We start from the raw sequence: 26,029 nt of genomic DNA, 5'->3' as shown, positions 1-26,029 counted from the left end.
GTGCACCCCCGCCGCAAAAAACCGCGCTAAAAACTAGCAGACGGCGTAGTCCTGGGGCTCGCGGCCGTAGTAGGCGTCCAGGTAGAGCTCCTTGATCTCGCTCATGAGCGGGTAGCGCGGGTTAGCGCCGGTGCACTGGTCGTTGAATGCCTGCTCGGTCATCTCGTCGAGGGTGTCGAGGAAGTACTGCTCGTCAACACCGTAGTCGGCGATGGTCTTCTTGACACCGATGAAGTCCTTGAGCTCCTCGAGCTTCGTGATGAAGTTCTCGAAGACCTCCTTGTCGTCCTTGCCCTCGATGCCGCAGTACTTGGCCATCTCGGCGTAGTTGTGCAGCGCGTTGGGGTAAGGATACTGGGAGAAGGTACCCATCTTGACGGGAGCCTCGGCGGCGTTGTAGCGCATGACGCGGGTCAGGATGACGGCGTTAGCGATGCCGTGGGGCAGGTGATGGAAAGCGCCGAGCTTGTGAGCCATGGAGTGGTTGAGGCCCAGGAAGGCGTTGGCGAAGGCCATACCGGCCATGCAGGAGGCGTTGTGCATCTCCTCGCGGGCGTGCGGGTCCTTGGCGCCGTTCGTGAAGCTGGAGGGCAGGTTCTCAAAGACGAGCTTGGCAGCGCGCTCGGAGAGGCCCTTGGTGTAGTCGGAAGCCATGATGGAGACGTAGGACTCGATGGCGTGGGTCATGACGTCGATGCCGGAGGCAGCGGTCAGGCCGCGCGGGGCGGTCATGCAGTTGTCGGCGTCGACGATAGCCATGTTGGGGAGCAGCGCGTAGTCGGCGAGCGGCCACTTGATGCCGGTCTCCTTGTCGGTGATGATGGCGAACGGCGTGCACTCGGAGCCGGTACCCGAGGAGGTCGGGACGGCGACGAAGTAGGCCTTCTTGCCCATCTCGGGGAAGGTGAAGATACGCTTGCGGATGTCCATGAAGTCCATGGCCATGTCCTCAAACTTGCACTCGGGGTGCTCGTACATCATCCACATGATCTTGCCGGCGTCCATAGCGGAGCCACCGCCGACGGCGATGATGACGTCCGGCTCAAAGAGAGCCATCTGCTTGGCGCCGCGACGTGCGCACTGCAGCGACGGATCGGGCTCGACGTCGTAGAAGCAGTCGTGGGCGATGCCCATCTCGTCGAGCTTGGCCTCGATGGCGCGGGTGTTGCCATTCTTGAAGAGGAACTGGTCGGTAACGATGAAGGCGCGCTTCTTGCCCATGACGTTGCCCAGCTCGTCGAGGGCGACGGGCGTGGAACCCTTCTTGAAGTAGACCTTCTCGGGAGCGCGGAACCACAGCATGTTCTCACGGCGCTCGGCCACAGTCTTAACGTTGATCAAGTGCTTCACCCCAACGTTCTCGGAGACGGAGTTGCCGCCCCAGGAGCCGCAGCCCAGGGTCAGAGACGGCTTCATGCCAAAGTTGTACAGGTCACCGATGCCACCGTGCGAGGACGGGGTGTTGATGACGATGCGGCAGGCCTTCATGACGTGCTCGAACAGGCTGATCTTCTCGGCCTGGGCGGGGTGCACGTACAGAGAGGCAGTGTGGCCCGGGCCACCGGCGAGCACCAGGTGCTCGGCCTTGTCGACGGCCTCCTGGAAGTCCTTGGCGTGGTACATGGCCAGGACCGGGGAGAGCTTCTCGTGGGAGAACTCCTCCTTGGCGGGGTCGGTGGAGGTGACCTCGGCGATCAGGATCTTAGTCTTGGCGGGAACCTCGATGCCGGCGAGCTCGGCGATCTTGGCGGCAGCCATGCCGGGGATGCGGTGATCGAGGGCGCCGTTCTTGAACATGGCGGCACGCAGGGCCTCCATCTCGGCACCCTGCTTGACGAAGTAGCAGCCGCGCTTCTGGAACTCGGCCTTAACCTGGTCATAGATGGTGTCGATGACGGTCACGGACTGCTCGGAAGCGCAGATCATGCCGTTGTCGAAGGTCTTGGAGTGGATGATGGAGTTGACGGCGAGCAGCACGTCAGCGGTGTCGTCGATGACGACCGGGGTGTTACCGGCGCCAACGCCCAGGGCGGGCTTGCCCGAGGAGTAGGCGGCCTTGACCATGCCCGGGCCACCGGTGGCGAGGATGATGTCGACGTCGCGCATGACCATGTTGGTCAGCTCGATGGAGGGGACATCGACCCAGCCGATGATGCCCTCGGGGGCGCCGGCCTTGACGGCGGCGTCAAGCACGAGCTTGGCGGCGGCGATGGTGCACTTGGCGGCAGCCGGGTGCGGGGAGATGATGATGGCGTTGCGGGTCTTCAGGCTGATCAGCGTCTTGAAGATCGCGGTGGAGGTGGGGTTGGTCGTCGGGATGACGGCGCCCACGATGCCGATGGGCTCGGCGATCTTGGTGATGCCGTAAGCCTCGTCGCGCTCCAGGACACCACAGGTCTTGGTGTTCTTGTAAGCGTTGTAGATGTACTCTGCGGCGTAGTGGTTCTTGATGACCTTGTCCTCAAGAACGCCGCGGCCGGTCTCCTCGATGGCCATCTTCGCCAACGGGATACGAGCCTTGTTGGCGGCCATGGCGGCCTCATAGAAGATCTTGTCGACCTGCTCCTGCGTGTACGTAGCAAAAAGCGCCTGGGCCTCTCGCATCTGAGCGAGCTTAGCCTCAAGCGCCTCTACGTTGTCCACAATTGCGGGAGTAGTGTTTTCCGGTGACTTTTTCACCATTTGTGTCTCCTTGCGATCGGAGATTTACCCTACAAGATGCATGATAGCAAGAAATAAATCGGTGAACGGTCAGATTCCCGTAAAAGACAAACTAAAACGCTTCAATAAACTGAAGCGTTTTAACTAAAACTATTTGCCTGCTGCATCGCCCCGCTCATTGGGTACAGACTCTCATGAGTATTTCAATGGGAAAACGGGACATCTGTTTGATGATCGCTATTCGCGGGTCGCGGTTGAGTCGGACACACAGGCGGTGCAGCTACTCGATTACATCCATTTCAATCCCGTGTAAGGTGCGTCCGACTCGCTCGAGGCGTACCGTTAGTTACAAGGCATACCAGCTGGGCTATGATCCCTTTGACATCTGCAAACCCTCATATAAGTCTGTCCCCAATGAGTGCAAAAAGGCGCCCTCCGTAGGGGAGGGCGCCTTTGGTAAGTTCTATATGAACGCGAGGTCTTTGACCCGGAGAGTCCGAGGTACTTGTTGGTAAGACCTTATTTACGAGCGCGCAACCTTGCCGGACTTGAGGCAGGTGGAGCAAACGTTCATCTTGCGACGGTGACCATCGACGACGACGTAAACGCGCTGGATGTTGGGGCGGAACTTACGGTTGGTGACGCGGTGAGAGTGGCTGATGGAGCGACCGGCAACGGGGTGCTTACCGCAAACTTCGCAAACTTTGGACATAACTGACCCTCCTTGGGCGACAAACGAACATGTCGCGTTAACAAACAAGCCTGAACTATAGCACAGAAGTCGCTCCCTGTGCGCAATCTACACAGAGATATTCCTCTTTTGGCGATAGTGCTCACGCCACGGCCCTGGACGTAGATCCGATTTGCGTGCAGCAGAGGGGATTATGCCAGCTCGTGCGTGCGTTTTCAAGCTCGTCCCACAAATATATATAGGTTTATGGAGCATTGGGCTCCGTTTACGGATTGCTCTGTATTTATGCTCGCAATTAAGCTCGAGGTTGGCTACACTATCCCTTGACCATTAAAGGGGTACGAGATACCCACATGGAATTACATTGCTGCCAAAGAGCAGCCCTTCCTGTGGGTGTCTGGTCCGCTTTGAGCGGTCGGGCATCTATTTTTTTGACTGTGTCAGCAGTCAAGACATGTGAGGAAGGAGATCGATGGGCACGACTTCCCCCAAGGCGGTCATCATGGACGAGACCGCCGTCAACCGAGCGATGACCCGCATCGCGCACGAGATTCTCGAGCGCAACGAGGGCTGTGAAGACCTCGCTCTGGTCGGCATCGTCACGCGCGGCGACCTTCTGGCAAAGAAGCTCGTCGAGGAGATCAAGGAGATCGAGGGCGTCGACGTTCCGCTCGGCAGCCTGGACATCAGCTTCTACCGCGATGACTATGCGACCAATTTCGCTCCCGCGATCCACGCTACCAACATTCCCTTCAGCGTCGACGGCAAGCGCGTCGTGCTGGTGGACGACATCCTGTATACGGGTCGTACCATCCGCGCCGCTCTCGACGCCGTTATGGACCTGGGCCGTCCGAGCCGCATTGAGCTGGCAGTCCTCGTTGACCGCGGCCACCGCGAGCTCCCCATCTCGCCGGACTTTGTCGGCAAGAACGTTCCCTCGTCGCATGAGGAGAACGTGCACCTATATATGAAGGAAGTCGACGGCCACACCGCTGTCGAGATTAACGACGTCGCGCCGGGTTCCCACGTGGGCTCCGCGCCGCTGGGAGGTGAGTAGTACCGTGGCGTTCAACCATAAGCACCTGATCGACATTACCGAGTACTCCGAAGAGGATATCAAGCTCATCCTCGAGACCGCCAAGGCGTTCTCCGAGGTCAACGAGCGTGCGATCAAGAAGGTCCCCACGCTCAAGGGCAAGACCATCGTCAACATGTTCAACGAGCCCTCGACGCGTACCCGCAGCTCCTTCGAGCTCGCCGAGAAGCGTCTTTCGGCCGACAGCCTCAACTTTGGCGGCTCCTCGACCTCCACGGTCAAGGGCGAGAGCCTCGTCGATACCGTCGAGACCCTCAACGCCTACAAGATCGACTGCATCGTCGTGCGCGACAAGCACGCCGGCGCGCCCTACATCGTCACGCAGAACTCGCCCGCGAGCGTTATCTGCGCCGGCGATGGCAAGCATAACCACCCCACGCAGGCCCTGCTCGACCTGTACACCATCTGGGAGCACAAGGGTGACTTCCACGGTCTGAAGGTCGCCGTCGTCGGCGACATCTCCCACTCCCGTGTCTGCGGCTCGCTGATCCCCGCCCTTAAGATCATGGGCTGCGAGACCTACGCCGTCGCCCCCGGCACGCTGCTGCCGCCGGCACCCGAGGTCCTTGGCTGCGACCACGTGACGAGCGACCTCGATTCCGTCCTGCCCGAGCTGGACGTCGTCTACATGCTGCGCGTGCAGCAGGAGCGCCTCGAGGGTGCCCCGTTCCCGACCATTCGCGAGTACCACAGGCTCTTCGGCCTGACCAAGGACCGCGAGAAGCTCATGAAGCCCGATGCGATCATCTGCCACCCGGGCCCCATCAACCGCGGCGTCGAGTTCGACTCCTATATGGCCGACCACCCGCAACGCTCCGTCATCCTGGAGCAGGTCTACGCCGGTATCTGCGTGCGTATGGCTATCCTGTATCTGCTGCTTGGAGGTGCCGATAATGGCCTTGCTTCTTAAGAATGCCCACGTCGTCGACCCGTCCGTCGAGCTTGACGGTGTCGTTGACGTCCTGATTGACGGCGACAAGATCGCCGAGGTCGGCGAGAATCTCGCCGTCGAGGGAGCCGAGGTCCGCGACCTTTCCGGCAAGTACCTCGTCCCCGGTCTGGTGGATATGCACGTGCATCTGCGCGAGCCCGGCTACGAGGTCAAAGAGGACATCGAGAGCGGTACCCGCGCAGCTGCCAAGGGCGGCTTTACCGGCGTGTGCTCCATGCCCAACACCGATCCCGTCACCGATAACGGCACCGTCGTGGAGTTCGTCAAGTCCCGTGCTGCCGAGGTCGGCCACTGCCGCGTCTATCCGTCGGGCGCCATGACCCGCGGTCTTAAGGGCGAGGCCATGTCCGAGATGGGCGATATGGTCGCCCACGGCGCCGTCGCCTTCACCGATGACGGTCGCGGCGTGCAGGGCGCGGGCATGCTCCGTCGCTGCATGGACTACGGCAAGATGTTCGGCAAGGTCTTCATGAGCCACTGCCAGGACGAGGACCTGGTCGGCCACGGCCAGATCAACGAGGGCAAGGTCTCGACCCGTCTGGCCCTCGAGGGTTGGCCGGCTGCCGGCGAGGAGCTCCAGATCGCCCGCGACATCGAGATCGCCAAGCTGACCGGTGCCAAGCTGCACATCCAGCACATCTCCACCGCTCACGGTCTCGAGCTCGTGCGTGCCGGTAAGGCCGCTGGCGTTCAGGTGACCTGCGAGGCCACCCCGCACCACATGTTCCTGACCGAGAACGACCTGGACGAGACCTACAACACCTCGCTCAAGGTCAATCCGCCGCTGCGCACCGACGAGGACGCCGAGGCCATCCGTCAGGGCGTCATCGACGGTACCGTCGACGTTATCGTCACCGATCACGCTCCCCACACCCCGTGGGAGAAGGCCCGCGAGTTCGAGCTTGCGCCCTTTGGCATGATCGGTCTCGAGACCTCGCTGTCGCTCGTGCTCACCGAGCTGGTCAACACGGGCAAGATGAGCATGGGCCGCATGGTCGAGCTCATGGCCATCAAGCCGCGTGAGATCCTGGGCCTCGACCAGGTTCAGGTCAAGGCGGGCTCCGTTGCCGACCTGACTGTCTTCGACGCGTCCGCCACCTGGACGGTCGGCGAGGACGGCTACGAGTCGCGCGCCGAGAACTCCGGTTTCGCCGGCCGCACGCTTACCGGTCGTGCCACCGATGTGTTTGTCGGCGGTAAGCAGACGCTCGCCGACGGCTGCATCTGCTAGCATAGCCTTATCGCTTTTGTGCGCGGCGCCCTTGCGGTGCCGCGCTTTCTGTTCGTTTGGACCATGCAACCGCATGGGGGATTGGAGCGTCTATGCCCACACCTTCCACTGCACGCATGCACGACTTCGAGGTCGTCTCGAACCAGGAGATCGCCGACGGCATCTTCTCGCTCGTCATCTCGGCCCCCAAGCTTGCAAGTGCGCTCAAGCCCGGTCAGTTTGTGAACATCGCCGTGCCCGGCGATGCGTCCTCGCTGCTTCGCGTGCCTCTGAGCTTCTATCGCGCCGACGCCCAGGCCGGCACCGTCGAGCTGTGGTACGCCGTCGTGGGCGACGACACCCGTCGTCTGTCGCAGATGGCCCCCGGCTCCAAGTCCAACCTGTTGGGCCCTGGCGGCCGCGGCTGGCTTGTTCCCGAGGGCACCAGGAAGGCGCTGCTCGTGGCGGGCGGCATCGGCGTTCCGCCCGTGCTGTGCCTCGCCGGCATGCTTGCCGAGCAGGGCGTGGATGTCGACGTTTGCCTGGGCTTTGGCACCGCTTCCAAGGCCGTGGGTGTCGATGAGTTCCGCGCGCTGGGCGCCACGGTTAACGTGTGCACCGATGATGGCACGCTCGGCATGCACGGTTTTTGCACCGATCCTGCCGCCGAGCTGCTCGGCGAGGGCGGCTACGACTACGTCGCCAGCTGCGGCCCCGCCGTCATGATGAAGAAGGTCGCCGCCGCTGCCGCCGAGGCCGGTGCGTACTGCGAGGTGTCGCTCGAGCGCATGATGAGCTGCGGCTTTGGCGCCTGCAACACCTGCAATGTCGAGACGGTCGACGGTATGAAGGGTGCTTGCATGTGCGGCCCCGTGTTCGATGCTTCCAAGGTGGTGGTCTTCTAGTGGGTACCGTGAACATGGCCGTCGATTTCGGCGGCGTCAAGATGCAGAACCCCATCAACACCGCAGCCGGTACCTTTGGCTACGGTTGGCAGTTCCAGAACTTCTTTGATGTTTCCCAGCTGGGCGCCATCACCACCAAGGGTTGCGCTGCCGAGCCCTGGCCCGGCAACCCCGCGCCCCGCATGGCCGAGATCCCCGGCGGTATGATCAACTCCGTGGGCCTTCAGAACCCCGGCGTGGCCGCCTTTGCCCGCGAGTCCGGTCCGTGGCTCGAGCAGCTTTCCAAGGACGGCTGCCAGGTCATCTGTCAGGTTGCCGGCCACTCCGTTGACGAGTTTGTCCGCGCACTCGAGATGTATGTCGAGCTGTGCCCCTGGGCTGCCGGCTACGAGATCAACGTGAGCTGCCCCAATATCGCCGCCGGCGGTGCCGCCATGGGCTCCACGCCCGAGGGCGCCTCTTCCGTTATGGCTGCCTGCCGCAAGGTGACCGATAAGCCTCTGTTCGTGAAGATGGCGCCGGTCAACGTCGCCGAGATCGCCAAGGCCCTCGAGGCTGCCGGCGCCGACGGCCTTTCGGTCATCAACTCCATCCAGGGCATGGCCATCGACGTCCATACCCGCAAGTCCCGCGTGGCCAAGCCCAAGGGCGGCCTTTCGGGCCCGCTGTGTCATCACATCGCCGTGCGCATGGTCTGGGAGGTTGCCCAGGCCGTCGATATCCCCATCAACGGTGTCGGCGGTGTCATGACCGGTGAGGATGCGGCCGAGTTTATCCTGGCCGGCGCCACCTGCGTGTCGGTCGGTATGGCCAACTTCGTCGATCCGTGCGCTTCGCTCAAGATCGCGCATGAGCTCGAGGCCTGGGCCGAGTCCCAGGGCGTGAAGGACATCAACGAACTGGTAGGTGCTTTCGAATGCTAGAGACCGATGCCCGCGACCGCGTGATCGTCGCTCTCGACTGCGACCGTGAGCGTGCGCTCGAGCTCGCCCACGAGCTTTCGGGCCATGCCGCCTGGCTCAAGGTTGGCATGACGCTCTATTACGCCGAGGGTCCTGAGATCGTCAAGACGTTCAAGGACCTGGGCTTTAAGGTCTTCCTTGACCTTAAGTTCCATGACATTCCGCATCAGGTTCGCGGTGCCGCCCGCTCGGCCTCGCTTGCCGGTGCCGATCTGCTTTCGGTCCACGGCTTGGGTTCGGGCGCCATGCTCGCTGCCTGCCGCGAGGGCGCCGAGGAGGCGCGCGAGGACCGCGCCAAGCTCGTCGCCATCACCGTGCTCACGAGCATGAACCAGGATGCCTTGAGCGAGATCGGCGTCGAGTCGCCCGTGGCCGAGGAGGCCGCCCGCCTGGCAAAGCTCGCTCAGGCCAACGGCATCGACGGTATCGTGTGCTCGCCGATGGAGGCTCACGACATGCGTGAGCTGCTGGGTCCCGATGCCCTGATCGTGACTCCGGGCGTGCGTCCGGTGGGTGCCGCCCTTGGTGACCAGTCCCGCGTGGCGACGCCTTCCCAGGCTATCGAGCGGGGCGCAAGCCACATTGTGGTGGGCCGTCCCATCACCGGCGCCGACGATCCGGTTGCCGCCTTTGACGCTATTGTCGCTGAGCTGGTCGAAAACGTCGCCTAAAAGATTCCCCTAAGTCACCACTTTTGGGTCTCATTAGCACAAAATAGCCCCTGTGCCTGCGTAAACTTTCCCATCCTTTGTGTGGAATCGCAGGTCAGGGGCTTAACTTTGGGCGCAGTATATTGCACTTTTTGCGGGTATCGTCTAACCTATGGAGCCGCGATTGGGCATTTTGTACGTTCTACGTGCTAAAATGCCAATTATTGAATCAGATATAACCCAACTTTTTGGAGGTACGAATGGCACTCCCTCAGCTTACCGATGAGCAGCGCAAGCAGGCTCTTGAGAAGGCTGCTGCCGCACGTCACGCCCGCGCTGAGCTTCGCGAGCAGATCAAGAAGGGCGAGAAGTCCCTCGAGTCCGTGCTCAACTCCGATGACCCCATCGCTTCCCGCATGAAGGTTTCCACCCTCATCGAGTCTCTCCCTGGTTATGGCAAGGCCAAGGCCGCCAAGATCATGGAGGAGCTCGGTATCTCCGCTACCCGTCGCGTCCAGGGCCTCGGCGTCCGTCAGCGCGAGCAGCTCCTCGAGCAGCTGACCAAATAAGTGAGCGCTCAGGATTCCAAGCTCTTTGTGATTTCTGGACCGTCAGGCGCAGGCAAGGGTACGCTCGTCACTCGTGTGCGCGAGCGCCGCTCGAACCTGGGCCTGACGGTTTCGGCTACCACGCGAGCACCACGCAAAGGTGAGGTCGACGGCGTCAACTACTTTTTTCTGACGCGTGAGGAGTTCGACCGCCGCGTGGCAAACGGTGAGTTTGTTGAGTGGGCCGAGGTCCACGGTAACTGCTACGGCACGTTGGTGAGCGAGGTCACATCCAAGCTCGCCTCGGGCGCGTCTCTGATTCTGGAGATCGATGTCCAGGGTGCCCTGCAGGTGAAGGAGCGTTTCCCCGAGGCCGTGCTGATCTTTATCAAGCCGCCTTCGCTCGAGGTGCTTCGCGAGCGTCTAGTCGGTCGCGGTACCGAGACGCCCGAGACGATTGAGCTGCGTATGGCAAACGCCGCCGATGAGCTTGCCCTTGCCGACCGCTACGACGACGTCGTGGTTAATGACGATCTCGACCGCGCGACCGATGAGCTCGTTCGCGTTCTCGATATGCATGAAAGGATCTGAGGTCCGTGTCCGTTGTAAAGCCTTGCATTGACGATCTTCTGGAGAAGACCGATCACAACCGCTTCCTGCTTGCTTCGCTTGCCTCCAAGCGCGCCTGCGACATTAACAGCATGCTGCGTGGCCAGCACAACCGCGTGCTTGCCGTCCAGGATGTCGATGACATCACCATCGGGCTTTCCGGTGCCGATACCATCTCGATGGCTATGGACGAGATTGTCGACGGCGACATCTCTTACGACGAGGCCCGTTACGAGAAGGCGCTCGGCCACAAGGTTGCTGAAGCCTAAATGGCGGCTCGCGTCTGCCTGGTCCACTATCACGAGGTTGGACTGAAGGGTAAGAACCGCGCACATTTTGAGCATATCCTCATGGATAACATCAAGGCGGCCTTGGCCGCCTTTTCCGTGAATGCCGTGTCTCGAATTTCCGGTTATATCCTCGTGACCTTTAACGAGCATCAGGCCGACGATGCGGCGCGTGTCATTCGCACCGTTCCCGGCGTTGCTCGCGTGTCTTTGGCGTATCACACCAATCGCGACCCTCAGGAGTACTGTGCCGCCGCCGTCAAGGCGCTGCGCGAGTTTGGTTCCTTCGATTCGTTTAAGGTGCATGCCAAGCGCTCCAATACCGACTATGAGCTCACCTCGATTGACATCAATCGTCAGGTGGGCGAGGTGCTGTGTGAGGCCTTCCCCGATAAAAAGGTTCAAATGCACGACCCCGATGCCATGGTGCACGTACTGGTGGTTCAGGGTAGCGTTTATGTGTACGCGCGCTCCGAGCGCGGCGTGGGCGGTCTGCCGGTGGGTTCTGCCGGCAAGGTCGTGACGCTGCTGTCGTCGGGTATCGATTCTCCGGTGGCGACTTGGATGCTCGCGCGTCGCGGTGCGGTGTGCGTGCCGGTACATTTCTCCGGTCGTCCGCAGACGCCCGATACGAGCGAGTATTTGGTGCAGGACATCATCCGTGCGCTTGAGCCGGGTGTCCAGATCGGCCGCCTGTACGTGGTGCCGTTTGGCGACTGCCAGCGTGAGATTTCGGTCACCTGTCCCAGCAACCTGCGCGTGATCATGTATCGCCGCATTATGTATTCGGTTGCCGAGCGCATTGCACACATCGAGGGCGCCAAGGCCATCGTTACGGGTGAATCGCTTGGGCAGGTTGCCTCCCAAACGCTTGAGAACATCATGGCCGTCAACGAGGCCGTGAAGATCCCCGTGTTCCGTCCTCTCATCGGTTCGGACAAGCAGGAGATCATCGCGCGCGCCGAGGAGATCGGTACGTTCGATATCTCGACTGAGGCCGCTCCCGACTGCTGCACGCTGTTTATGCCGCGCCGTCCCGAGACGCACGCTAAACTCGATGCCGTGCATGAGGCCTGGGAGCTGTTCGATCACGAGGAGATGATCGAGCGCCTGCTCAAGCAGACCGAGTACATCGACTTCGAGAGCAACACGTATAAGGCCCCTAAGACCTTAAAACGTAAACATTCGGAGCTTGCTCCGCGTGAGATTTACCAAGATCACGAGTAAATTTGTGCATAGACCGACGATGCGCTTGCATCGTCGGTCTTTTGCTATCTGGGCATTTTGCGACTAAGTGCTCATTTGCTGACGTGTGCCTGAATAAATGGACATTATTTCGCAAGGTTTTGGTCGGCTTTTGGTTTGACCGCGAAAACCGGTTTTGGAGAATGGCTGTTGCAGGGCTCTTTTCCTGACACGATGTTGTTGGGAGGTTTTGCTATGGCGCAGCGCGAACAACACGAACGGGTCAAACGGATGGACCGCTTGGCGGACAAGCTGCTCGGTCATAAGGCAGTGGTGATGGCGATACTGGTCGTCATTGCGATGGCGAGTGGACTGGCGATGGCGAACCTTGGCGGCGGTGCCGGCAGTGTGTCGTTTGAGCACACTGATGGTTCGGGTTCGTTAGTGGAGCCGGGATCCGGCGATGCCTCGAGCGGAAAGACATCCGAAGGCTCTTCGCCTAAGGCGTCTGCCGCGGCAGAGGTTTATGTCGATGTTGATGGCGCCGTTGTGTCGCCCGGTGTATATCGTCTCAAGGACGGCGCGCGGGTGGCTCAGGCGATTGATGCCGCCGGCGGGCTGGCGCCCGAGGCAGACGTTACGGGGCTCAATCGGGCATCTAAGGTCGTCGATGGACAGAAGATTCACGTTCCAACGGTAGGGGAGCAGCAGGCGTCCATTGCGGAAGTTGGTGTTGATGGTGGGGCTTCCGCATCATCGGGCGTGAGTGGCGCAACAGGCCTAGTAAATATCAATACGGCAAGCGCGGCAGAGCTGCAGACGCTCTCTGGCATCGGTCCCTCCATGGCCCAGTCGATTATCGATGAGCGGACAAAGAACGGTGCTTTTGCCTCGGTTGACGATCTGATGCGTGTGTCGGGAATCGGCGAGAAGAAGCTTGCCAAAATCAAAGATTCCATCTGCGTATGAGTGCGACCGAGCGCGAGCATGTGATGCCTCCGCGGCCTCTGATGCCGTGGACGATGGCCCTGTGTGCCGGCATGTGCATGAGCTGCGCCTTGGTGCTCAACGTGGCCGCCGATGCGCTGCTGTGGGAGCGGGCTTCGGCGGTCGGGCCGCTATGGGCCATTCCCGTTACGGCGGCGGTATTCGTTGTGCTGGCTCAATCTTGTGCGCGGCTTGCCCCTTGGAAGCGGTGGCTGTATGCCGCGTCCGTCGGTCTCGTGGCGGGAGCGGTCGTCTCGGCGTGGTGGGCTGTGGGCGTGCTAAGCGCCTCGAAGGCGCTCGACGGTCGAGCGGCAAGCAGCCTTGAGTTTGTCGTGCAGGGTGACCCATCCATAAACGACGACGTGTATTCCTATACCTGCGAGGCACGCGCGGACGGTAAGAACTTGGCAACGGTTCGCCTATCGTGCGACCGCGAGCTCAAGGTCGGGGCGCACGTGCGTGTTATCGGTCGCGTTTCGCGTTTTGAGAACGATGCGTATGGACGATCGCGCGTGCTCCGAGGCGAGGTATGCAAGGTAAAAGCCGTTCGGATTGTGTCGGTCGATGAGGGCTCTCCGGGGCCGCTGCTTCGGCTACGAAATGGGCTGCTTGCGTCCATCGCGCCTGCGACCGACCCGGCGCGTGCACTCATAGCCGGTGTCGTCTGCGGTCGTTCGGCCGAGCTGCGCGCCCAGTCGGCGGGCGACTGGTTTTCGGTGACGGGTACGGCGCATCTTATCGCCGTCTCCGGCAGCCATTTGTCTATCGTGGGGTTTGTAATTGAGGGCGTATTGCAAAAGACTCGGTGTTCACGTGGTCTTCGGCGGGTGATATTGGCGATAACGCTTGTGGGCTACGCTGCCTTTACGGGCGCGTCTCCCTCGGCCGTGCGCGCGTGCTGCATGGTGTTCGCGACGCTTGTCGTAAACGGCGCAGGGCGTCGCCGGCACGGCGCATCGGCGCTCTTCGTAACCATGTCCATCTTTGTGCTACTGCGGCCGACGGTGCTGTTCGAGATGGGCTTTCAGCTTTCATGTGCCAGCGTCTTAGCCATTCTGTGCTTTTGCCCCTATGCGACCTACGCTTTGGGTGAGTTGGGTGTGCCGTCGGGCGTTGCCAGCATGCTTTCCGTCACGCTGTGCTCGCAGTTGGCGACGCTCCCCATTACCATTCCTGCCTTCGGTACGTTCTCGCTCATTGCTCCGCTGGCAAATGCGGTCATCGGTCCGGTGGTGAGCGTACTGCTCGCTGTGTCGATCGTACTGGTTCCCTATTCGCTCGTGGCACCATTGCGGATTTGGGCGCTCATTGTGCCCATGGTTGCCGCCCGTTGCGCGTTGTTCTTCGAGCAGCTGTTTGCCGCCGTGCCGGGTGCATCCGTGAGTGTGCCGCCCGATAGCATGTGGATTTACCTAGTGCCGTGTTTGCTGGCGGTTCTGCTGGTCTGGTGGCCGCGTCCCCGTGCACGTCCTATGGCGGTGGGGCTTACGTGCCTGGTGTTCTTGGCTGCGATTCCGTACGCCTACTGGGATCGGTTCGCTCCGCCTTCGGTGACGGTGCTCGATGTGGGCCAGGCCGATGCGATTCTTATCCGCCAGGGCGGCACAGTAGCGCTCGTCGACTGCGGGCTCGACGAGCGCGTGGTGGCGGCGTTGGTTCGCAATAACGTGCACCATATCGATGCCGTCTTTGTGACGCATTGGGATGAGGATCACTGGGGTGGTCTGCCTGCCGTGCTCGAACAGTTTTCGGTCGGAACGATTGCCGTGGCGGCAGATGCGCTGGAGGATGCTCCTGCCGAGGTATTGAACCGACCTGGCGTGGAGTATCGGCAGGTGCGCCATGGGGATACGGTCGACATCGGCTCATTTTGCGCCCGCGTGATGTGGCCATTCGAGTCCGTGGATGGCGAGGGCAATGAGGACTCGCTTGTCCTGCTGCTCTCTTATGTTCAGGAAGACAAGGGCCTGCGCATGCTCCTCACCGGTGATGCCGAGCTCGACCAGGAACGGGAATTCGTGCAGGAGGTGGGGGATATCGATGTCCTTAAACTCGGGCATCACGGCTCCAAGGTTTCGGTCGATGCCGCGCTGCTGGAGATTCTGAGACCCGAGCTTTCCCTCGCGAGCGCGGGCGAGGGGAATCGATACGGTCATCCGTCCGATGCCTGCATCGATGCCGTTAAGGAAGCGGGCGGTGTGTTCGCGTGCACTATCGAACACGGCGATATCACCATCACGCCGACCGCGAAGGGCTTTACGATGCGATGCCAGCGACCGTGACGACGTCGTTGGCGTGTGGTGGGCCCCTGGGCTAGAATGGCACGGAACGAATACGAAGGCCTGCGGGAGGGGAGCGCAATGTCCGAAACCGGTCTGCTGCCGGCATATCTGATCGTCGGTACCGACGGAGTCAAGCGCGATCACGCCGTCTCGCGTATGAAAGCGCGTCTGGAAAAGTCGGGTATGGTCGAGTTCAACCTCGACGAGCGCGATATGACCAAAGACCCCGATATCGAGTCGATTATCGGATCGCTCAACACCTTTCCCATGGGCAGCGAGTTTCGCCTGGTAATCCTTGACGGCTGCTCAAAACTCGCCAAAGCGATCTCCGAGCCGCTTGTCGACTATCTGGCGAGTCCCAGCCCCACGACGGTTTGTCTCATCATCGCCGACTCGCTTGCCAAGAACACGCGCCTGTATAAGGCGATCGCCAAGATCGACAAGAAGGCGGTGATCGATTGCTCCGGTACCAAGCGCTGGGAGCTACCGCGCCGCGTGCAGCAGATGGCGACGCAGCACGGCAAGTCGATCTCGACGGCGGCCGCCGAGGAGCTCGTCTCGCGTTCGGGTGAAAACACTCGCATGCTCGATAACGATTTGGCTAAGCTTGCCCAGATGGTCGAGGCGCCCCAGATTGAGCTTGCTGATGTGGAGCGCTGGATTGTGCGCACGGCCGAAGTCCAGCCCTGGGACTTTCTCAATGCGGTCTCGGCCCGTGACATGCGACGCTCGCTCGAGCTCTTCAATCTACTGCCCGCCAAGAGCTACGTGTGGACTTACACATTGCTGTGCGGCCGCATCCGCGAGCTTATCGTTGCCAAGGCGCTCGATGCGCGCGGACAGGGTCGTGAGCTGGCCGCAACGCTTAAGCTCCAGTCCTGGCAGGTCAAGAATCACCTGACCTGGGCACGTCGCTTTTCGATGGCAGAGCTCGTTGCCGCGCTCGAGGGCGCGGTCGATGTGGAGCTCGCGCTGAAGGGTTCGGCCGATTCTCAGACCGCGCTTTTGCTCTGGATTACGTACATCTTGAGAAAATCGTGATGATACCTGCCTATTTGAAAAATTCGTTCTATCCCTTTGAGAGGGAGCGTGCTATAGTAGGCGCTTGCATGACCTCACCGTGTCTCAGAGGTGTCATACATTTTTTGCAAGGAACTCGAAAGGAACTCCAGAAGTGGCAAACATCAAGTCTCAGAAGAAGCGTATCCGCACCAATGAGGCAGCTCGCATGCGTAACAAGGCTGTCAAGTCCGAGCTCAAGACGCTGACCAAGCACGTCCAGTCCGCCGTCGCCGAGGGCGACGCCGAGAAGGCCCAGGCTGCCCTCAAGACCGTCACCAAGCGTCTCGACATGGCTGCCGCCAAGCATGTTATCCACAAGAACCAGGCTTCCAACCGCAAGTCCGGTCTTGCCAAGCTCGTGAACAGCATCAACGCCTAAGTTGTAAATTTCACACCACACAGATTACGCGCATAAATGGAGCCTGTTTTATGGAACAGGCTCCATTTTTTGTATCGCTCGGGTAAGATAGTCCGCATGAATACTTCAAATGACATTTCCCACATCCGCAACTTCTCGATTGTTGCGCACATCGACCATGGCAAGTCAACGATCAGTGACCGCATCCTCGAGCTCACCCATACCGTCGACGAGCGCGACATGGAGTCGCAGCTGCTCGACACCATGGATATCGAGCGCGAGCGCGGCATTACGATCAAGTCCAATGCCGTTCGCGTGTCCTATGACGCCGACGATGGCGAGACGTATCAGTTCAACCTGATCGATACGCCGGGCCACGTGGACTTTACCTATGAGGTCTCGCGCTCGCTGGCAGCCTGCGAGGGCGCGGTGCTCGTTGTCGACGCCACGCAGGGCGTCGAGGCGCAGACCGTCTCCAACGCGACGCTCGCCATGAACGCCAATCTGGACATTGTGCCGGCCATCAACAAGATCGACCTGCCCTCGGCACACCCCGACGAGGTTAAGACCGAGATCGAGGATGACCTGGCGATCCCTGCCGATGATGCCGTGTGTGTCTCGGGCAAGACCGGCGAGGGCATCCACGATCTGCTGGAGTCCATTGTCTTTTTGATCTCTCCGCCCAAGGGCGATGCGAGCGCGCCGCTCAAGGCACTCATTCTGGATTCGTACTTCGACGAGTATCGTGGCGTCGTCGCCACGGTGCGCGTCTTTGACGGCTCCATCAAAAAAGGCGATACCTTGCGCATGATGCAGGCAAAGGGCGACTTTTTTGTCGATGGCGTGGGTGTCAAGCGTCCTGCCGAGACCCCGGTTGACGCGCTGACGGTTGGCGAGGTCGGCTACGTGGTCACGGGCCTGAAGGACCCCGAGGCCGTGCGCGTGGGCGATACCCTCACGTGGGCGTCGAATCCCTGCCCCGAGCCGCTTCCCGGCTACCGCGAGGCTAAACCCATGGTCTATACGGGTCTGTTCCCGATCGATAACAAGGACTACGAGAACCTGCGTGACGCGCTCGATAAGTTGCACGTCAACGACCCGTCGTTGGTGTGGGAGCCCGAGACCTCGGTGGCGCTCGGCTTTGGCTTCCGCGTGGGCTTCCTGGGCCTGCTGCACATGGAGGTCGTCAAGGAACGCCTGGAGCGCGAGTTCAACTTGGACCTCATTGCCACGAGCCCCTCGGTGGACTATCACGTCTACAAGACTGACGGCGAGATGATTGATGTCCGTAGCCCGCAGGATCTTCCCGAGGCCACGCGCATCGAGCGTATCGAGGAACCCTACCTCAAGGCTAAGATCATCTGCCCGCCCGAGTATACGGGTGCCGTCATGCAGCTCGCTATCGAGCACCGTGGCATTACAACCGACATGATCCATCTCACGAGCAAATCGGTCGAGATGCGCTTTGACATGCCGCTCGCCGAGCTCATCTTGGACTTCTTTGATCAGCTCAAGAGCCGTACCAAGGGCTATGCCTCCCTGGACTACGAGTTCAACGAGTACCGTCCCTCCGAGCTCGTTAAGCTCGATATTTTGCTTTCGGGCGACGAGGTGGACGCGCTGTCGTTTATCGTCCACAAGGACAAGGCCTACGGTCTTGCCCGCGGCCTATGCGACAAGCTCAAGGAGATTATTCCGCGTCAGCTGTTCGAGGTGCCCATCCAGGGTGCTATCGGCAACAAGATCATTGCCCGCTCCACCGTCAAGGCGCGCCGCAAGGACGTGCTTGCCAAGTGCTACGGCGGCGATATTTCTCGTAAGCGCAAACTGCTCGAGAAGCAGAAAGAGGGCAAGAAGCGCATGAAGGCCATCGGATCGGTAGAGGTCCCGCAGGAGGCCTTTATGGCGATCCTCAAGGTGGACGAGTAGGTCTATGGCGCTTTCCGAATATAGTCTGCGGCTGCTGGGCGCCTATGCCGAGCAGCCGTTCCTTATGGCTCCCATGGCAGGCGTGACCGACCCTGCCTACCGCATCATGTGCCGCCGCCGCGGTGCCAACCTTGCCTACAGCGAGATGGTGAGCGTGGCGGGCCTTGCCTATGCCAGCAACAAAACGTGGCGCCTGTTGCTGCCGGCCGACGAGGAGCAGCAGATTTGCGTGCAGCTCTTTGGCTCCAAGCCCGATCAGTTTGCGAGTGCCGTCGCCGCCGTCGAGGAGCGCGTTGGCGATCGCCTGTCATTGATTGATATCAACATGGCTTGTCCGGCGCGCAAGGTCGTTACCAAGGGCGAGGGCTCGGCGCTTATGCGCACGCCCGATCTGGCCGAGAAGATCGTCGAGGCGGCGGTGGGCGCGGCACATGTGCCCGTGACTGTAAAGATCCGCAAGGGCTTTTATGCCGAGGACCGTAATGCCGCGACGTTTGCCCAGATGCTCGAAGGTGCCGGTGCCGCCGCAGTCGCCGTGCACGGTCGTTGTGCCACGCAGCTCTATACGGGCCAGGCCGATTGGTCTGTCGTCGATGAGGTTGCCGACGCTGTCGAGATTCCCGTGATTGGTTCGGGTGATGTGTTCTCGGCCGAGGACGCTGCTGAGCATCTGCAAGGCTCGGGTGCCAGCGCGGTGTTTATCGCGCGCGGCATCTACGGCAATCCGTGGGTGTTCGGTGATGCTCGCGCCCTTGCGCTCGATGGCACGCCGGTTCCTTCTCGCTCCTCGGTCGAGCGCCTGGAGGCTCTGCGTGAGCACCTGACGTTGACGCACGAGCTTCTGCCGCTTATGTCGCGCGCCCGTACGTACGCGAGCTGGTATCTAAAGGGCATGCCCCATGCCGCCGCCTGGCGCGCTCAGGTGGTGCGCTGCTCCACGTACGAGGAGTTTATGGCACTGGTCGATGATATCGAGCGCGATGTGGTGGCCTGCGAGGCTGCCCTTGCCGCCGGCGAATTGGTGCCCCCTCATCCGCTGGAGGCTTAAGGGTGGCCGTTACCGCGCTGTACGTGCACGTGCCGTTTTGCGCCCAAAAGTGCCGGTACTGCGACTTTGACTCGCGCAGTTTTTCTCCGTGCGACCTGAGTGCTGCGCTCGATGTCTATTTTGAGCAGTTGTTCGCGCGCCTCGATGCTTTTGGCAAGGCTGGGGCCCTTGACCATATCCGCACCGTCTATGTTGGCGGCGGTACGCCGTCGCTGGCGGGGGAGCGCCTGGTGGAGCTGGCGCGGCGTATTCGTGCGTGGTGCGCCCCCGTTGAGTTTACCTGCGAGGCCAATCCCGAGTCGCTGACCGCCGAGCTTGCCACTGCGCTTGCCAAGGTTGGTGTCACACGCGTCTCTCTGGGCGTGCAAACGCTCGATAACACCGAACTTACCGCCATCGGCCGTATTCACGATGCCGATCGGGCGTTTGCCGCCATCGCGACGGTCAAGAACTCTGGGCTTGACGTGTCGTGCGACCTTATGTGCGGACTTCCCGGGCAGACCGCAGCGAGTTGGAAGCGCACGCTCGATGGCGTGCTGGCGGCGGCTCCGCATCATGTGTCGGTCTACCCGCTCACGCTTGAGGAGGGGACTCCCCTTTATCGCATGGCGTGCCGCGACGAGTCGGTCGAGCCCGACGAGGATTTTCAAGCTTCGTGCATGGATGTGGCGCGTGAGCGTCTGGGTGCGGCCGGCTATCACCCGTATGAGGTGGCAAGCTATGCGCTCGACGGACATGAGTGCGCCCATAACATTGCCTACTGGACCGGCCAGGGCTATTTGGGCCTGGGTCGTTCCGCCGCGGGCATGCTCGACGCCGAGGATTTCGACCGTCTTGCAGGTTTGTTCCCCGGCGTGTCTTCTCGAGGCGATTCGTACCGCGTGCGTCTGGTGCAACGTGACGATGACGCGACGGCGTTTGAGGCCGAATATCTGTCGCAGCGTGAGGCTGCGGCTGAAGACCTGATGCTGTCTTGTCGCATGACGGGCGGTGTTGCGTCCGACCTGTTGGTTCGTGCAGCTTGCGTCATCCCGGCCGATGAGCTGGCAGCTGCCTGCGATCGCGCGCTCGAATTGGGTCTTGCCACTTGGGTGCCCGAGACGCTCGGGGTCCATGAGGGACCTTTCACTTCGGCAGATGTCGTCGCGGGCTATGTTCGAGCTCGTCTGGCGCCGACACACTTGGGCTGGCTCGATGGAAATGTTCTGTTCGAGCTGTTTTGGGATCTAGCTTAGGCCGCTCGGGTAGAATTACCGGAATATATACGCTGCTGTGAGCAGGAGGTTGCCGCGCATGGCGACGATGAACGAAAAAGATTACTACGAGATTCTGGGTGTCTCCAAGGACGCCACCTCGCGTGATATTCAAAAGGCCTTTCAGCAAAAGGCCCGCAAGCTCCATCCGGACGTCAACAAAGAGCCGGATGCCGAGGAAAAGTTTAAAGAGGTTTCCGAGGCCTACGCCGTGCTTTCGGATGAGCAAAAACGTGCGCGCTACGACGCCATGCGCTCGGGCAATCCCTTTGCCGGTGCTCCTACGGCTTCGCCCTATGGTGGCGGCTACGCCGGCAACACAGGCTATGGCAATCCCTTTGAGGGCGGTTTTCCCTTTGGCGGCGCTTGGGGCCAGCAGCGTCGTGGGCAGGCTGCTTACAATCCCGAGAACGGCGCCAATGTGGTCGTCGATATCAAACTCGACGCCAAGGAGGCCAAGGGCGGTGCCCGCAAGACCGTCCGCTATACGCGCTTCGATACCTGTGGTCACTGCGGTGGTTCGGGCTCTGTTTCGTCCGAGCATGCACATACCTGTCCGAGCTGCGGCGGTCGCGGTCACATCGATGTCGACCTGTCCTTTCTGTTTGGTGCCGGCACGTTCCAGTCGGTCTGCCCTGAGTGCGGTGGCTCCGGTAAGGTCGTCGCCGACCCCTGTCCCGATTGCGGCGGCAGCGGGCGGACCCGTGTGACCTCCGAGCAGACGATTGAGTTTCCCGCCGGCACGCACGATGGCGACGAGGTCCGTATTGGCGGCATGGGTCACGCCGGCACCAACGGCGCCTCTGGCGGTGATTTGGTCGGTCGCGCCCATGTTGAGGCCGAGCGCCTGGAAGGCAAGGCCCGTACCGGTTTTTACCTGATGGGCATCGTGGCGCCGTTTTTGGTGCTATCGGCCATCTCGGGCGTGTTCTCGGCCTTTGCCGTGATGTGCTTTATTCCGTTTGCCATGGGCCTGTTCATGGTGCTCTCGGACGGCGTGCTGCACCGCAGCCTGCTGTGGTGGAAGCGCGGCGCGATGCAGTTTGCCAACGGTTTTGCCAATGGCTTCATGTTCGCGCTCGTGTCGGTTTGGTTCGCGAGCTGCTCGCAACGGGCCATGCTTTCGCCGTACCAAATGCAATAACATCAAACCCTCTGTTTGCGGTCGGCCCTGCTTGGGTATAGGACGCACTGTGACAGTAATGAAAGTCGGAAGGATTCGGTTGTGTCGGAAAATAGGGATTACTACGAGGTGCTTGGCGTCGACAGGGATGCCGACGCGCGGACGATTAAGCGTGCGTTTCTAAAGAAGGCCCGTACCGTACATCCGGATGTTTCGGACGACCCCGAGGCCGAGGCCAAGTTCAAGGAGCTCAACGAGGCCTATTCCGTTCTTTCCGATGAGCAGAAGCGTGCTTACTACGACCGTTACGGCACTGTCGACGGCCCTGGTGGTTCGGGCTACGTCGATATCAACGATATCTTTGGTGGCATGGGCATGGACGACTTGTTCTCGTCGTTCTTTGGCGGCGGTGCCGGCGGTGGCGCCCGCAGCCGTCGTGAGCGTCGTCGCGGACGTGATATGGCCATCTCGCTTTCGGTGACGCTCGAGGAGGCGGCGCTCGGCTGCAAAAAGACGATCAGCTATGACCGCCTTGCTCCTTGCGAGGACTGCAACGGCACCGGTAGGGCAGAGGGCGCACAGGAAAAGCAGTGCGGCCGCTGCCACGGCACGGGCTATGTCACGACGGTTCAGCGATCGTTTTTGGGCCAGGTTCAGTCCTCTTCGCCCTGTCCCGACTGCCACGGCGAAGGCACGGTCATCGATCATCCCTGCGAGACCTGTGACGGCCAGGGCCGCACGCCTTCACACGAAAAGATTGACATCGATATTCCCGCCGGTGTTTCGACCGGTCGCCAGCTGCGCGTGAGTGGTTTTGGCGAGGCCGGCCTTCGTGGCGAGCCGTCGGGCGACCTGATCGTCAACGTGCGTGTCGCCGACCACGAGCGTTTTAAGCGTAATGGCGATGACCTCTATCTGGTGAGCGATATCTCGATTGCGCAGGCCGCGCTCGGTTGCGAGATTGAGGTCGAGGGCATTATGCCTGACGAGGTCGTTAAAGTGACGGTTCCCGCCGGCACACAGTACGGTGACACCGTGAGCGTCAACAACTACGGCATGCCGCGTATCGGCGGTGGCGGCTCGCGCGGTCGTCTGATTGTGCAGCTGCGCGTGGTCGTTCCCACCAATCTCTCCAACAAGCAGCGCGAGCTGCTTCGCGCCTTTGCCGACGAGATGGGCGATGACGTCGCATCCGGTAAGAAGTCGGTGACCGACCGTATCAAGAGTGCCCTCGACGACATCCTCGATTAAGGAGCCCGTGTGCTCGCACCCCATATTTCCGTCGTCAACCTCGGTTGTCGTGTCAACCGGGTTGAGTCCGACCGTATCACTGCCGATCTTATGCGCCTGGGCTTTGCGATGGTGGAGCCCCGGGACGCCGAACTGATCGTTATCAATACCTGTGCCGTGACGGGGGAGGCCGAGGCCAAGACCCGCAAGGCCGTCCGTCACGCCCTGGCCTATCCCGGCGAGCCTTACGTGGTCGTAACCGGCTGCGTCGTCAACCTGCATCCCGAGGAGCTGCTGGAGCTTTCCGATCGCGTGATCGCCGAACCGTCCAAGATTGACGTCGCCGAACGCGTCTGCGAGGTGCTGGGCGTCGAATCCGATAGCGTGCCCGCCTGCAGCGATGGCGACGTGGTCGATGCGCTCGGTCGTTCGCGGCTGGGCGTGAAGATCCAGGATGGCTGCAACCACCGCTGTACCTATTGCATCGTGTGGAAGGCCCGCGGCCCCGAGCGTTCCGTGCCCGTTGAGTCCGTGCTCGAACAGGTGCGTGAAGCTCAGGAGGCCGGCGTGCCCGAGGTCGTGCTGACCGGCGTGAATCTGGGCGCCTATGACGGCAAGAGCGCGACCGATGAACATGTCGAGATCGATGAGCTGCTCCAGGCCATCATGGAGCGCACCGAGATCGCCCATGTGCGTATCTCCTCGGTGGAGCCCATGGATATTTCCGAGCGCTTGCTCAAGGTGATGGCTCGCTATCCGAAGCGTATCGCGCCGTTTTTGCACCTTCCCGTGCAGTCTGGCTGCACGGCGACGCTGCATCGTATGGGTCGTCCCTATAGTGCCGAGGCCTTTGAGGATACGGTGCGCATGATTCGCGCTAATCTGCCCCAGGCGTCTCTTTCGTGCGATGTCATCGTCGGTTTTCCTGGCGAGACGGACGAGGAGTTCGAGGAGTCGCTGGCGCTGTGCCGTCGCGTGGGCTTTTCGCGCATGCACGTGTTCCGCTATAGCAAGCGCCCCGGCACCCTCGCCGCCGACATGCCCGACCAGGTACCCCCTGAGGTCATGGCCGAACGCAGCCGTCGCATGCGCGCCGCCGCACAGGAGCTTGCGATCGCCGATGCCCGCCGCCGCGTGGGCACGGTCGAGCGTGCGGTGCTCGAGTATGGCGACAATTTGACGCTCGGCTCGTTCCATCATGCCCGGCTCGATGATACCTGTGGACTCACAGCCCCGTGCCTGCTCGATGTTGCTATCATCGGAGTTGATGATTCCGGCTTGGTCCATGCACGCAGGGAGGTTCATGGAAGCCTCGAAGATTAGACTTACCGTTCCCGAGGGTATCGACCCCTCGCGCGTTTTGGGCGCCGGCGACGGCGTCCTTCGTGCACTCGAGAACTTGGTGCGCGCCCATGTGGTTGCCCGCGGTGACAGCGTTGCCGTGAGCGGCGATCCGGACGAGGTTGAGCTGGTCGCGCGTTTTTTCGAACATGCCTTTCGTGAGGCTGCTGCGGGGCGCACGCTTTCTGCCGATGATGTCTCGCGCTGTCTGGCCGTTCTGCGCGACGGCGAGCATGATGCCTCATCGCTGCGCGATGACGTGCTGCTATCGTATCGCGGTCGCGTCATCCGCCCCAAGACGCTCGGTCAAAAGCGCTATGTGGATGCCATCCGCTCTTCTACCATCACGTTTGGCCTCGGTCCCGCCGGTACCGGTAAAACCTATCTGGCTATGGCGCTCGCCGTCGCCGCGCTCAAGCGCCATGAGGTAGGCCGCCTGATCCTGACGCGCCCGGTTGTCGAGGCGGGGGAGAACCTGGGCTTTTTGCCCGGCACCCTCGAGGAAAAGATCGACCCGTATATGCGCCCGCTCTATGATGCTCTCTTTGACATGATGGATCGCGAACGCACCGATGGGCTTATGGAGCGTGGTGTGATCGAGATCGCACCGCTCGCCTACATGCGCGGTCGAACGCTAAGTGATGCCTTTGTGGTGCTCGATGAGGCACAAAACACGACGCCCGAGCAGATGAAGATGTTCCTGACGCGCCTGGGTTTTAATTCCAAGTTCGTGATTACCGGCGACCTGAGCCAGCGTGACCTGGTAGGTCGTCGCGGCGGTCTTGCCGACGTTGAGAAGATTTTGGGCCGTGTCGACGATGTGACGTTTTCTCACCTGGAGCGCGCCGATGTGGTGCGCCATGCCCTGGTGGGCCGTATCGTTGAGGCCTATGATGCATACGACGATGCGCGCGAGCGGCGCGCACACGATCGAAAGGAGTCCCGTTGAGTGTATTGATCAGCAACGATGCCGAGCTCGATACGCTGCTCGATGCGCAGGAGGTGGAGCACATCTGCGAGGTCGTGCTTGCCGCCGAGGGCGTTGAGCGTGAAGTCGAGATTTCCCTTTCGTATGTCGACGAGGACGAGATGCACGAGCTCAACCACGAGTGGCGCGGTATCGATCGCACCACCGATGTACTCTCGTTTGAGTGCGATTCGGCCTTTGACGATGACATTCCCGCCGATGAGACGCTCGAGCTCGGCGATATTATCTTGGCCCCGCAGGTTATTGCCCGTCAGGCCCCCGGTTTTGGCAATAGCCCCGCTGACGAGTGCCGTCTGATGCTCGTTCACGGCATGCTGCACCTGCTGGGCTATGACCACATCGAGGACGACGAGGCCGAGGTCATGGAGGCCCGCGAGGACGCCATCCTGCGCGATTTGGCGCTCGAGCGCGGCGAGGACCCCAAGCTAGTCCACGTCGGCCCCATCACCAACCACGCCCACGACTAGGAGCCGTCTATGATTCCCGGATCGAACAAGGACCATCCGTCCTTCTTAAAGTCGTTTTCTTACGCTATGGAGGGCTTCGTCACCGCCGTCAAGACCGAGCGCAACATTAAGGTCATGCTCGTGGCGGGCGTGTGCACCGTCATTGCAGGCTGCATCGTGGGGCTCGACATTGCCGAGTGGGCCACGATTATCATCTGTTGCGGCC

At 61.1% G+C, this 26,029-nt stretch carries 25 protein-coding genes; 23 read left to right on the top strand and 2 right to left on the bottom strand.

Annotation, left to right across the window (positions count from 1 at the left end; all coding sequences use genetic code 11):
* Nucleotides 1-33: 33 nt before the first annotated feature.
* Together adhE and rpmB are read right to left on the bottom strand one after the other, a co-directional pair.
* Nucleotides 34-2,682: a bifunctional acetaldehyde-CoA/alcohol dehydrogenase gene (gene adhE / locus ABHR76_RS03155; RefSeq protein WP_117716641.1), complete on the bottom strand. Its 2,649-nt coding sequence runs from the start codon at nt 2,680-2,682 to the stop codon at nt 34-36.
* 502 nt (nt 2,683-3,184) lie between these two features.
* Nucleotides 3,185-3,373 carry a 50S ribosomal protein L28 gene (gene rpmB, locus ABHR76_RS03150; RefSeq protein WP_022094725.1) on the bottom strand — a complete coding sequence of 63 codons (189 nt, stop codon included), beginning with the start codon at nt 3,371-3,373 and terminating at the stop codon, nt 3,185-3,187.
* A gap of 451 nt (nt 3,374-3,824) precedes the next feature.
* Between rpmB and pyrR the strand changes: the two genes are divergently transcribed.
* The 23 genes from pyrR to ABHR76_RS03035 all read left to right on the top strand — a co-directional run.
* A complete protein-coding gene (gene pyrR / locus ABHR76_RS03145) occupies nt 3,825-4,409 on the top strand; it encodes a bifunctional pyr operon transcriptional regulator/uracil phosphoribosyltransferase PyrR (protein ID WP_161144696.1) in 585 nt (194 codons plus the stop codon).
* Between the two features lie 4 nt (nt 4,410-4,413).
* Entirely contained in the window at nt 4,414-5,358 is a 945-nt protein-coding gene (locus ABHR76_RS03140) for an aspartate carbamoyltransferase catalytic subunit (protein ID WP_195503118.1), read from the top strand.
* Complete coding sequence (locus ABHR76_RS03135; protein WP_161144698.1) at nt 5,342-6,631, top strand: dihydroorotase; 1,290 nt, start codon at nt 5,342-5,344, stop codon at nt 6,629-6,631. Before ABHR76_RS03140 ends, ABHR76_RS03135 begins: the two co-directional genes overlap by 17 nt.
* A gap of 116 nt (nt 6,632-6,747) precedes the next feature.
* Nucleotides 6,748-7,515, top strand: a complete 768-nt coding sequence (locus ABHR76_RS03130) for a dihydroorotate dehydrogenase electron transfer subunit (protein ID WP_161144713.1) — start codon at nt 6,748-6,750, stop codon at nt 7,513-7,515.
* 14 nt (nt 7,516-7,529) lie between these two features.
* On the top strand, nt 7,530-8,438 hold the full coding sequence (locus ABHR76_RS03125) for a dihydroorotate dehydrogenase (protein WP_006236128.1): 909 nt from the start codon (nt 7,530-7,532) through the stop codon (nt 8,436-8,438).
* Nucleotides 8,432-9,148 (top strand): orotidine-5'-phosphate decarboxylase, encoded by a 717-nt coding sequence (gene pyrF / locus ABHR76_RS03120; RefSeq protein ID WP_035138533.1) that lies wholly within the window; start codon nt 8,432-8,434, stop codon nt 9,146-9,148. Before ABHR76_RS03125 ends, pyrF begins: the two co-directional genes overlap by 7 nt.
* A gap of 239 nt (nt 9,149-9,387) precedes the next feature.
* Entirely contained in the window at nt 9,388-9,696 is a 309-nt protein-coding gene (mihF, locus tag ABHR76_RS03115; protein ID WP_006236130.1) for an integration host factor, actinobacterial type, read from the top strand.
* Nucleotides 9,697-10,266 carry a guanylate kinase gene (gene gmk, locus ABHR76_RS03110; RefSeq protein WP_006236131.1) on the top strand — a complete coding sequence of 190 codons (570 nt, stop codon included), beginning with the start codon at nt 9,697-9,699 and terminating at the stop codon, nt 10,264-10,266.
* Nucleotides 10,267-10,271: 5 nt separating this feature from the next.
* Nucleotides 10,272-10,553: a DNA-directed RNA polymerase subunit omega gene (locus ABHR76_RS03105; RefSeq protein ID WP_035138532.1), complete on the top strand. Its 282-nt coding sequence runs from the start codon at nt 10,272-10,274 to the stop codon at nt 10,551-10,553.
* The gene (thiI, locus tag ABHR76_RS03100) at nt 10,554-11,798 is read left to right on the top strand and encodes a tRNA uracil 4-sulfurtransferase ThiI (protein WP_118289040.1); all 1,245 of its coding nucleotides are present in this window, start codon (nt 10,554-10,556) and stop codon (nt 11,796-11,798) included. It begins immediately after the preceding gene.
* Between the two features lie 135 nt (nt 11,799-11,933).
* Complete coding sequence (locus tag ABHR76_RS03095; RefSeq protein ID WP_229065283.1) at nt 11,934-12,725, top strand: helix-hairpin-helix domain-containing protein; 792 nt, start codon at nt 11,934-11,936, stop codon at nt 12,723-12,725.
* Nucleotides 12,722-15,025, top strand: coding sequence for a DNA internalization-related competence protein ComEC/Rec2 (locus ABHR76_RS03090; RefSeq protein ID WP_346976780.1), 2,304 nt, complete (start codon nt 12,722-12,724; stop codon nt 15,023-15,025). The genes ABHR76_RS03095 and ABHR76_RS03090 overlap by 4 nt, the downstream gene beginning before the upstream one ends.
* A gap of 78 nt (nt 15,026-15,103) precedes the next feature.
* Nucleotides 15,104-16,066 carry a DNA polymerase III subunit delta gene (gene holA / locus ABHR76_RS03085; protein WP_117770325.1) on the top strand — a complete coding sequence of 321 codons (963 nt, stop codon included), beginning with the start codon at nt 15,104-15,106 and terminating at the stop codon, nt 16,064-16,066.
* A 133-nt stretch (nt 16,067-16,199) separates the two neighbouring features.
* On the top strand, nt 16,200-16,466 hold the full coding sequence (rpsT, locus tag ABHR76_RS03080) for a 30S ribosomal protein S20 (protein ID WP_022094714.1): 267 nt from the start codon (nt 16,200-16,202) through the stop codon (nt 16,464-16,466).
* Nucleotides 16,467-16,562: 96 nt separating this feature from the next.
* Entirely contained in the window at nt 16,563-18,374 is a 1,812-nt protein-coding gene (gene lepA, locus ABHR76_RS03075) for a translation elongation factor 4 (RefSeq protein ID WP_346976779.1), read from the top strand.
* Nucleotides 18,375-18,378: 4 nt separating this feature from the next.
* Nucleotides 18,379-19,422 (top strand): tRNA dihydrouridine synthase DusB, encoded by a 1,044-nt coding sequence (gene dusB, locus ABHR76_RS03070; protein ID WP_346976778.1) that lies wholly within the window; start codon nt 18,379-18,381, stop codon nt 19,420-19,422.
* Nucleotides 19,423-19,424: 2 nt separating this feature from the next.
* On the top strand, nt 19,425-20,657 hold the full coding sequence (gene hemW, locus ABHR76_RS03065) for a radical SAM family heme chaperone HemW (protein ID WP_055285152.1): 1,233 nt from the start codon (nt 19,425-19,427) through the stop codon (nt 20,655-20,657).
* A 58-nt stretch (nt 20,658-20,715) separates the two neighbouring features.
* On the top strand, nt 20,716-21,819 hold the full coding sequence (locus tag ABHR76_RS03060) for a DnaJ domain-containing protein (protein ID WP_172676294.1): 1,104 nt from the start codon (nt 20,716-20,718) through the stop codon (nt 21,817-21,819).
* 81 nt (nt 21,820-21,900) lie between these two features.
* Nucleotides 21,901-23,049: a molecular chaperone DnaJ gene (dnaJ, locus tag ABHR76_RS03055; RefSeq protein ID WP_346976777.1), complete on the top strand. Its 1,149-nt coding sequence runs from the start codon at nt 21,901-21,903 to the stop codon at nt 23,047-23,049.
* Between the two features lie 9 nt (nt 23,050-23,058).
* Nucleotides 23,059-24,351: a MiaB/RimO family radical SAM methylthiotransferase gene (locus ABHR76_RS03050; RefSeq protein ID WP_346976776.1), complete on the top strand. Its 1,293-nt coding sequence runs from the start codon at nt 23,059-23,061 to the stop codon at nt 24,349-24,351.
* Nucleotides 24,332-25,318, top strand: coding sequence for a PhoH family protein (locus ABHR76_RS03045; protein WP_346976775.1), 987 nt, complete (start codon nt 24,332-24,334; stop codon nt 25,316-25,318). The genes ABHR76_RS03050 and ABHR76_RS03045 overlap by 20 nt, the downstream gene beginning before the upstream one ends.
* Nucleotides 25,315-25,824 (top strand): rRNA maturation RNase YbeY, encoded by a 510-nt coding sequence (ybeY, locus tag ABHR76_RS03040; RefSeq protein ID WP_117654802.1) that lies wholly within the window; start codon nt 25,315-25,317, stop codon nt 25,822-25,824. The genes ABHR76_RS03045 and ybeY overlap by 4 nt, the downstream gene beginning before the upstream one ends.
* A gap of 9 nt (nt 25,825-25,833) precedes the next feature.
* Nucleotides 25,834-26,029: diacylglycerol kinase family protein (locus ABHR76_RS03035; RefSeq protein ID WP_346976774.1), on the top strand; the 196-nt coding region annotated here is incomplete at its 3' end.

Origin of the sequence: Collinsella aerofaciens (genome assembly GCF_039752985.1) — a bacterium.
Lineage (GTDB): Bacteria > Actinomycetota > Coriobacteriia > Coriobacteriales > Coriobacteriaceae > Collinsella > Collinsella aerofaciens_BT.
Note: the sequence above shows the minus strand (reverse complement) of the source record. Positions and strands in the feature narration are given on the sequence as shown.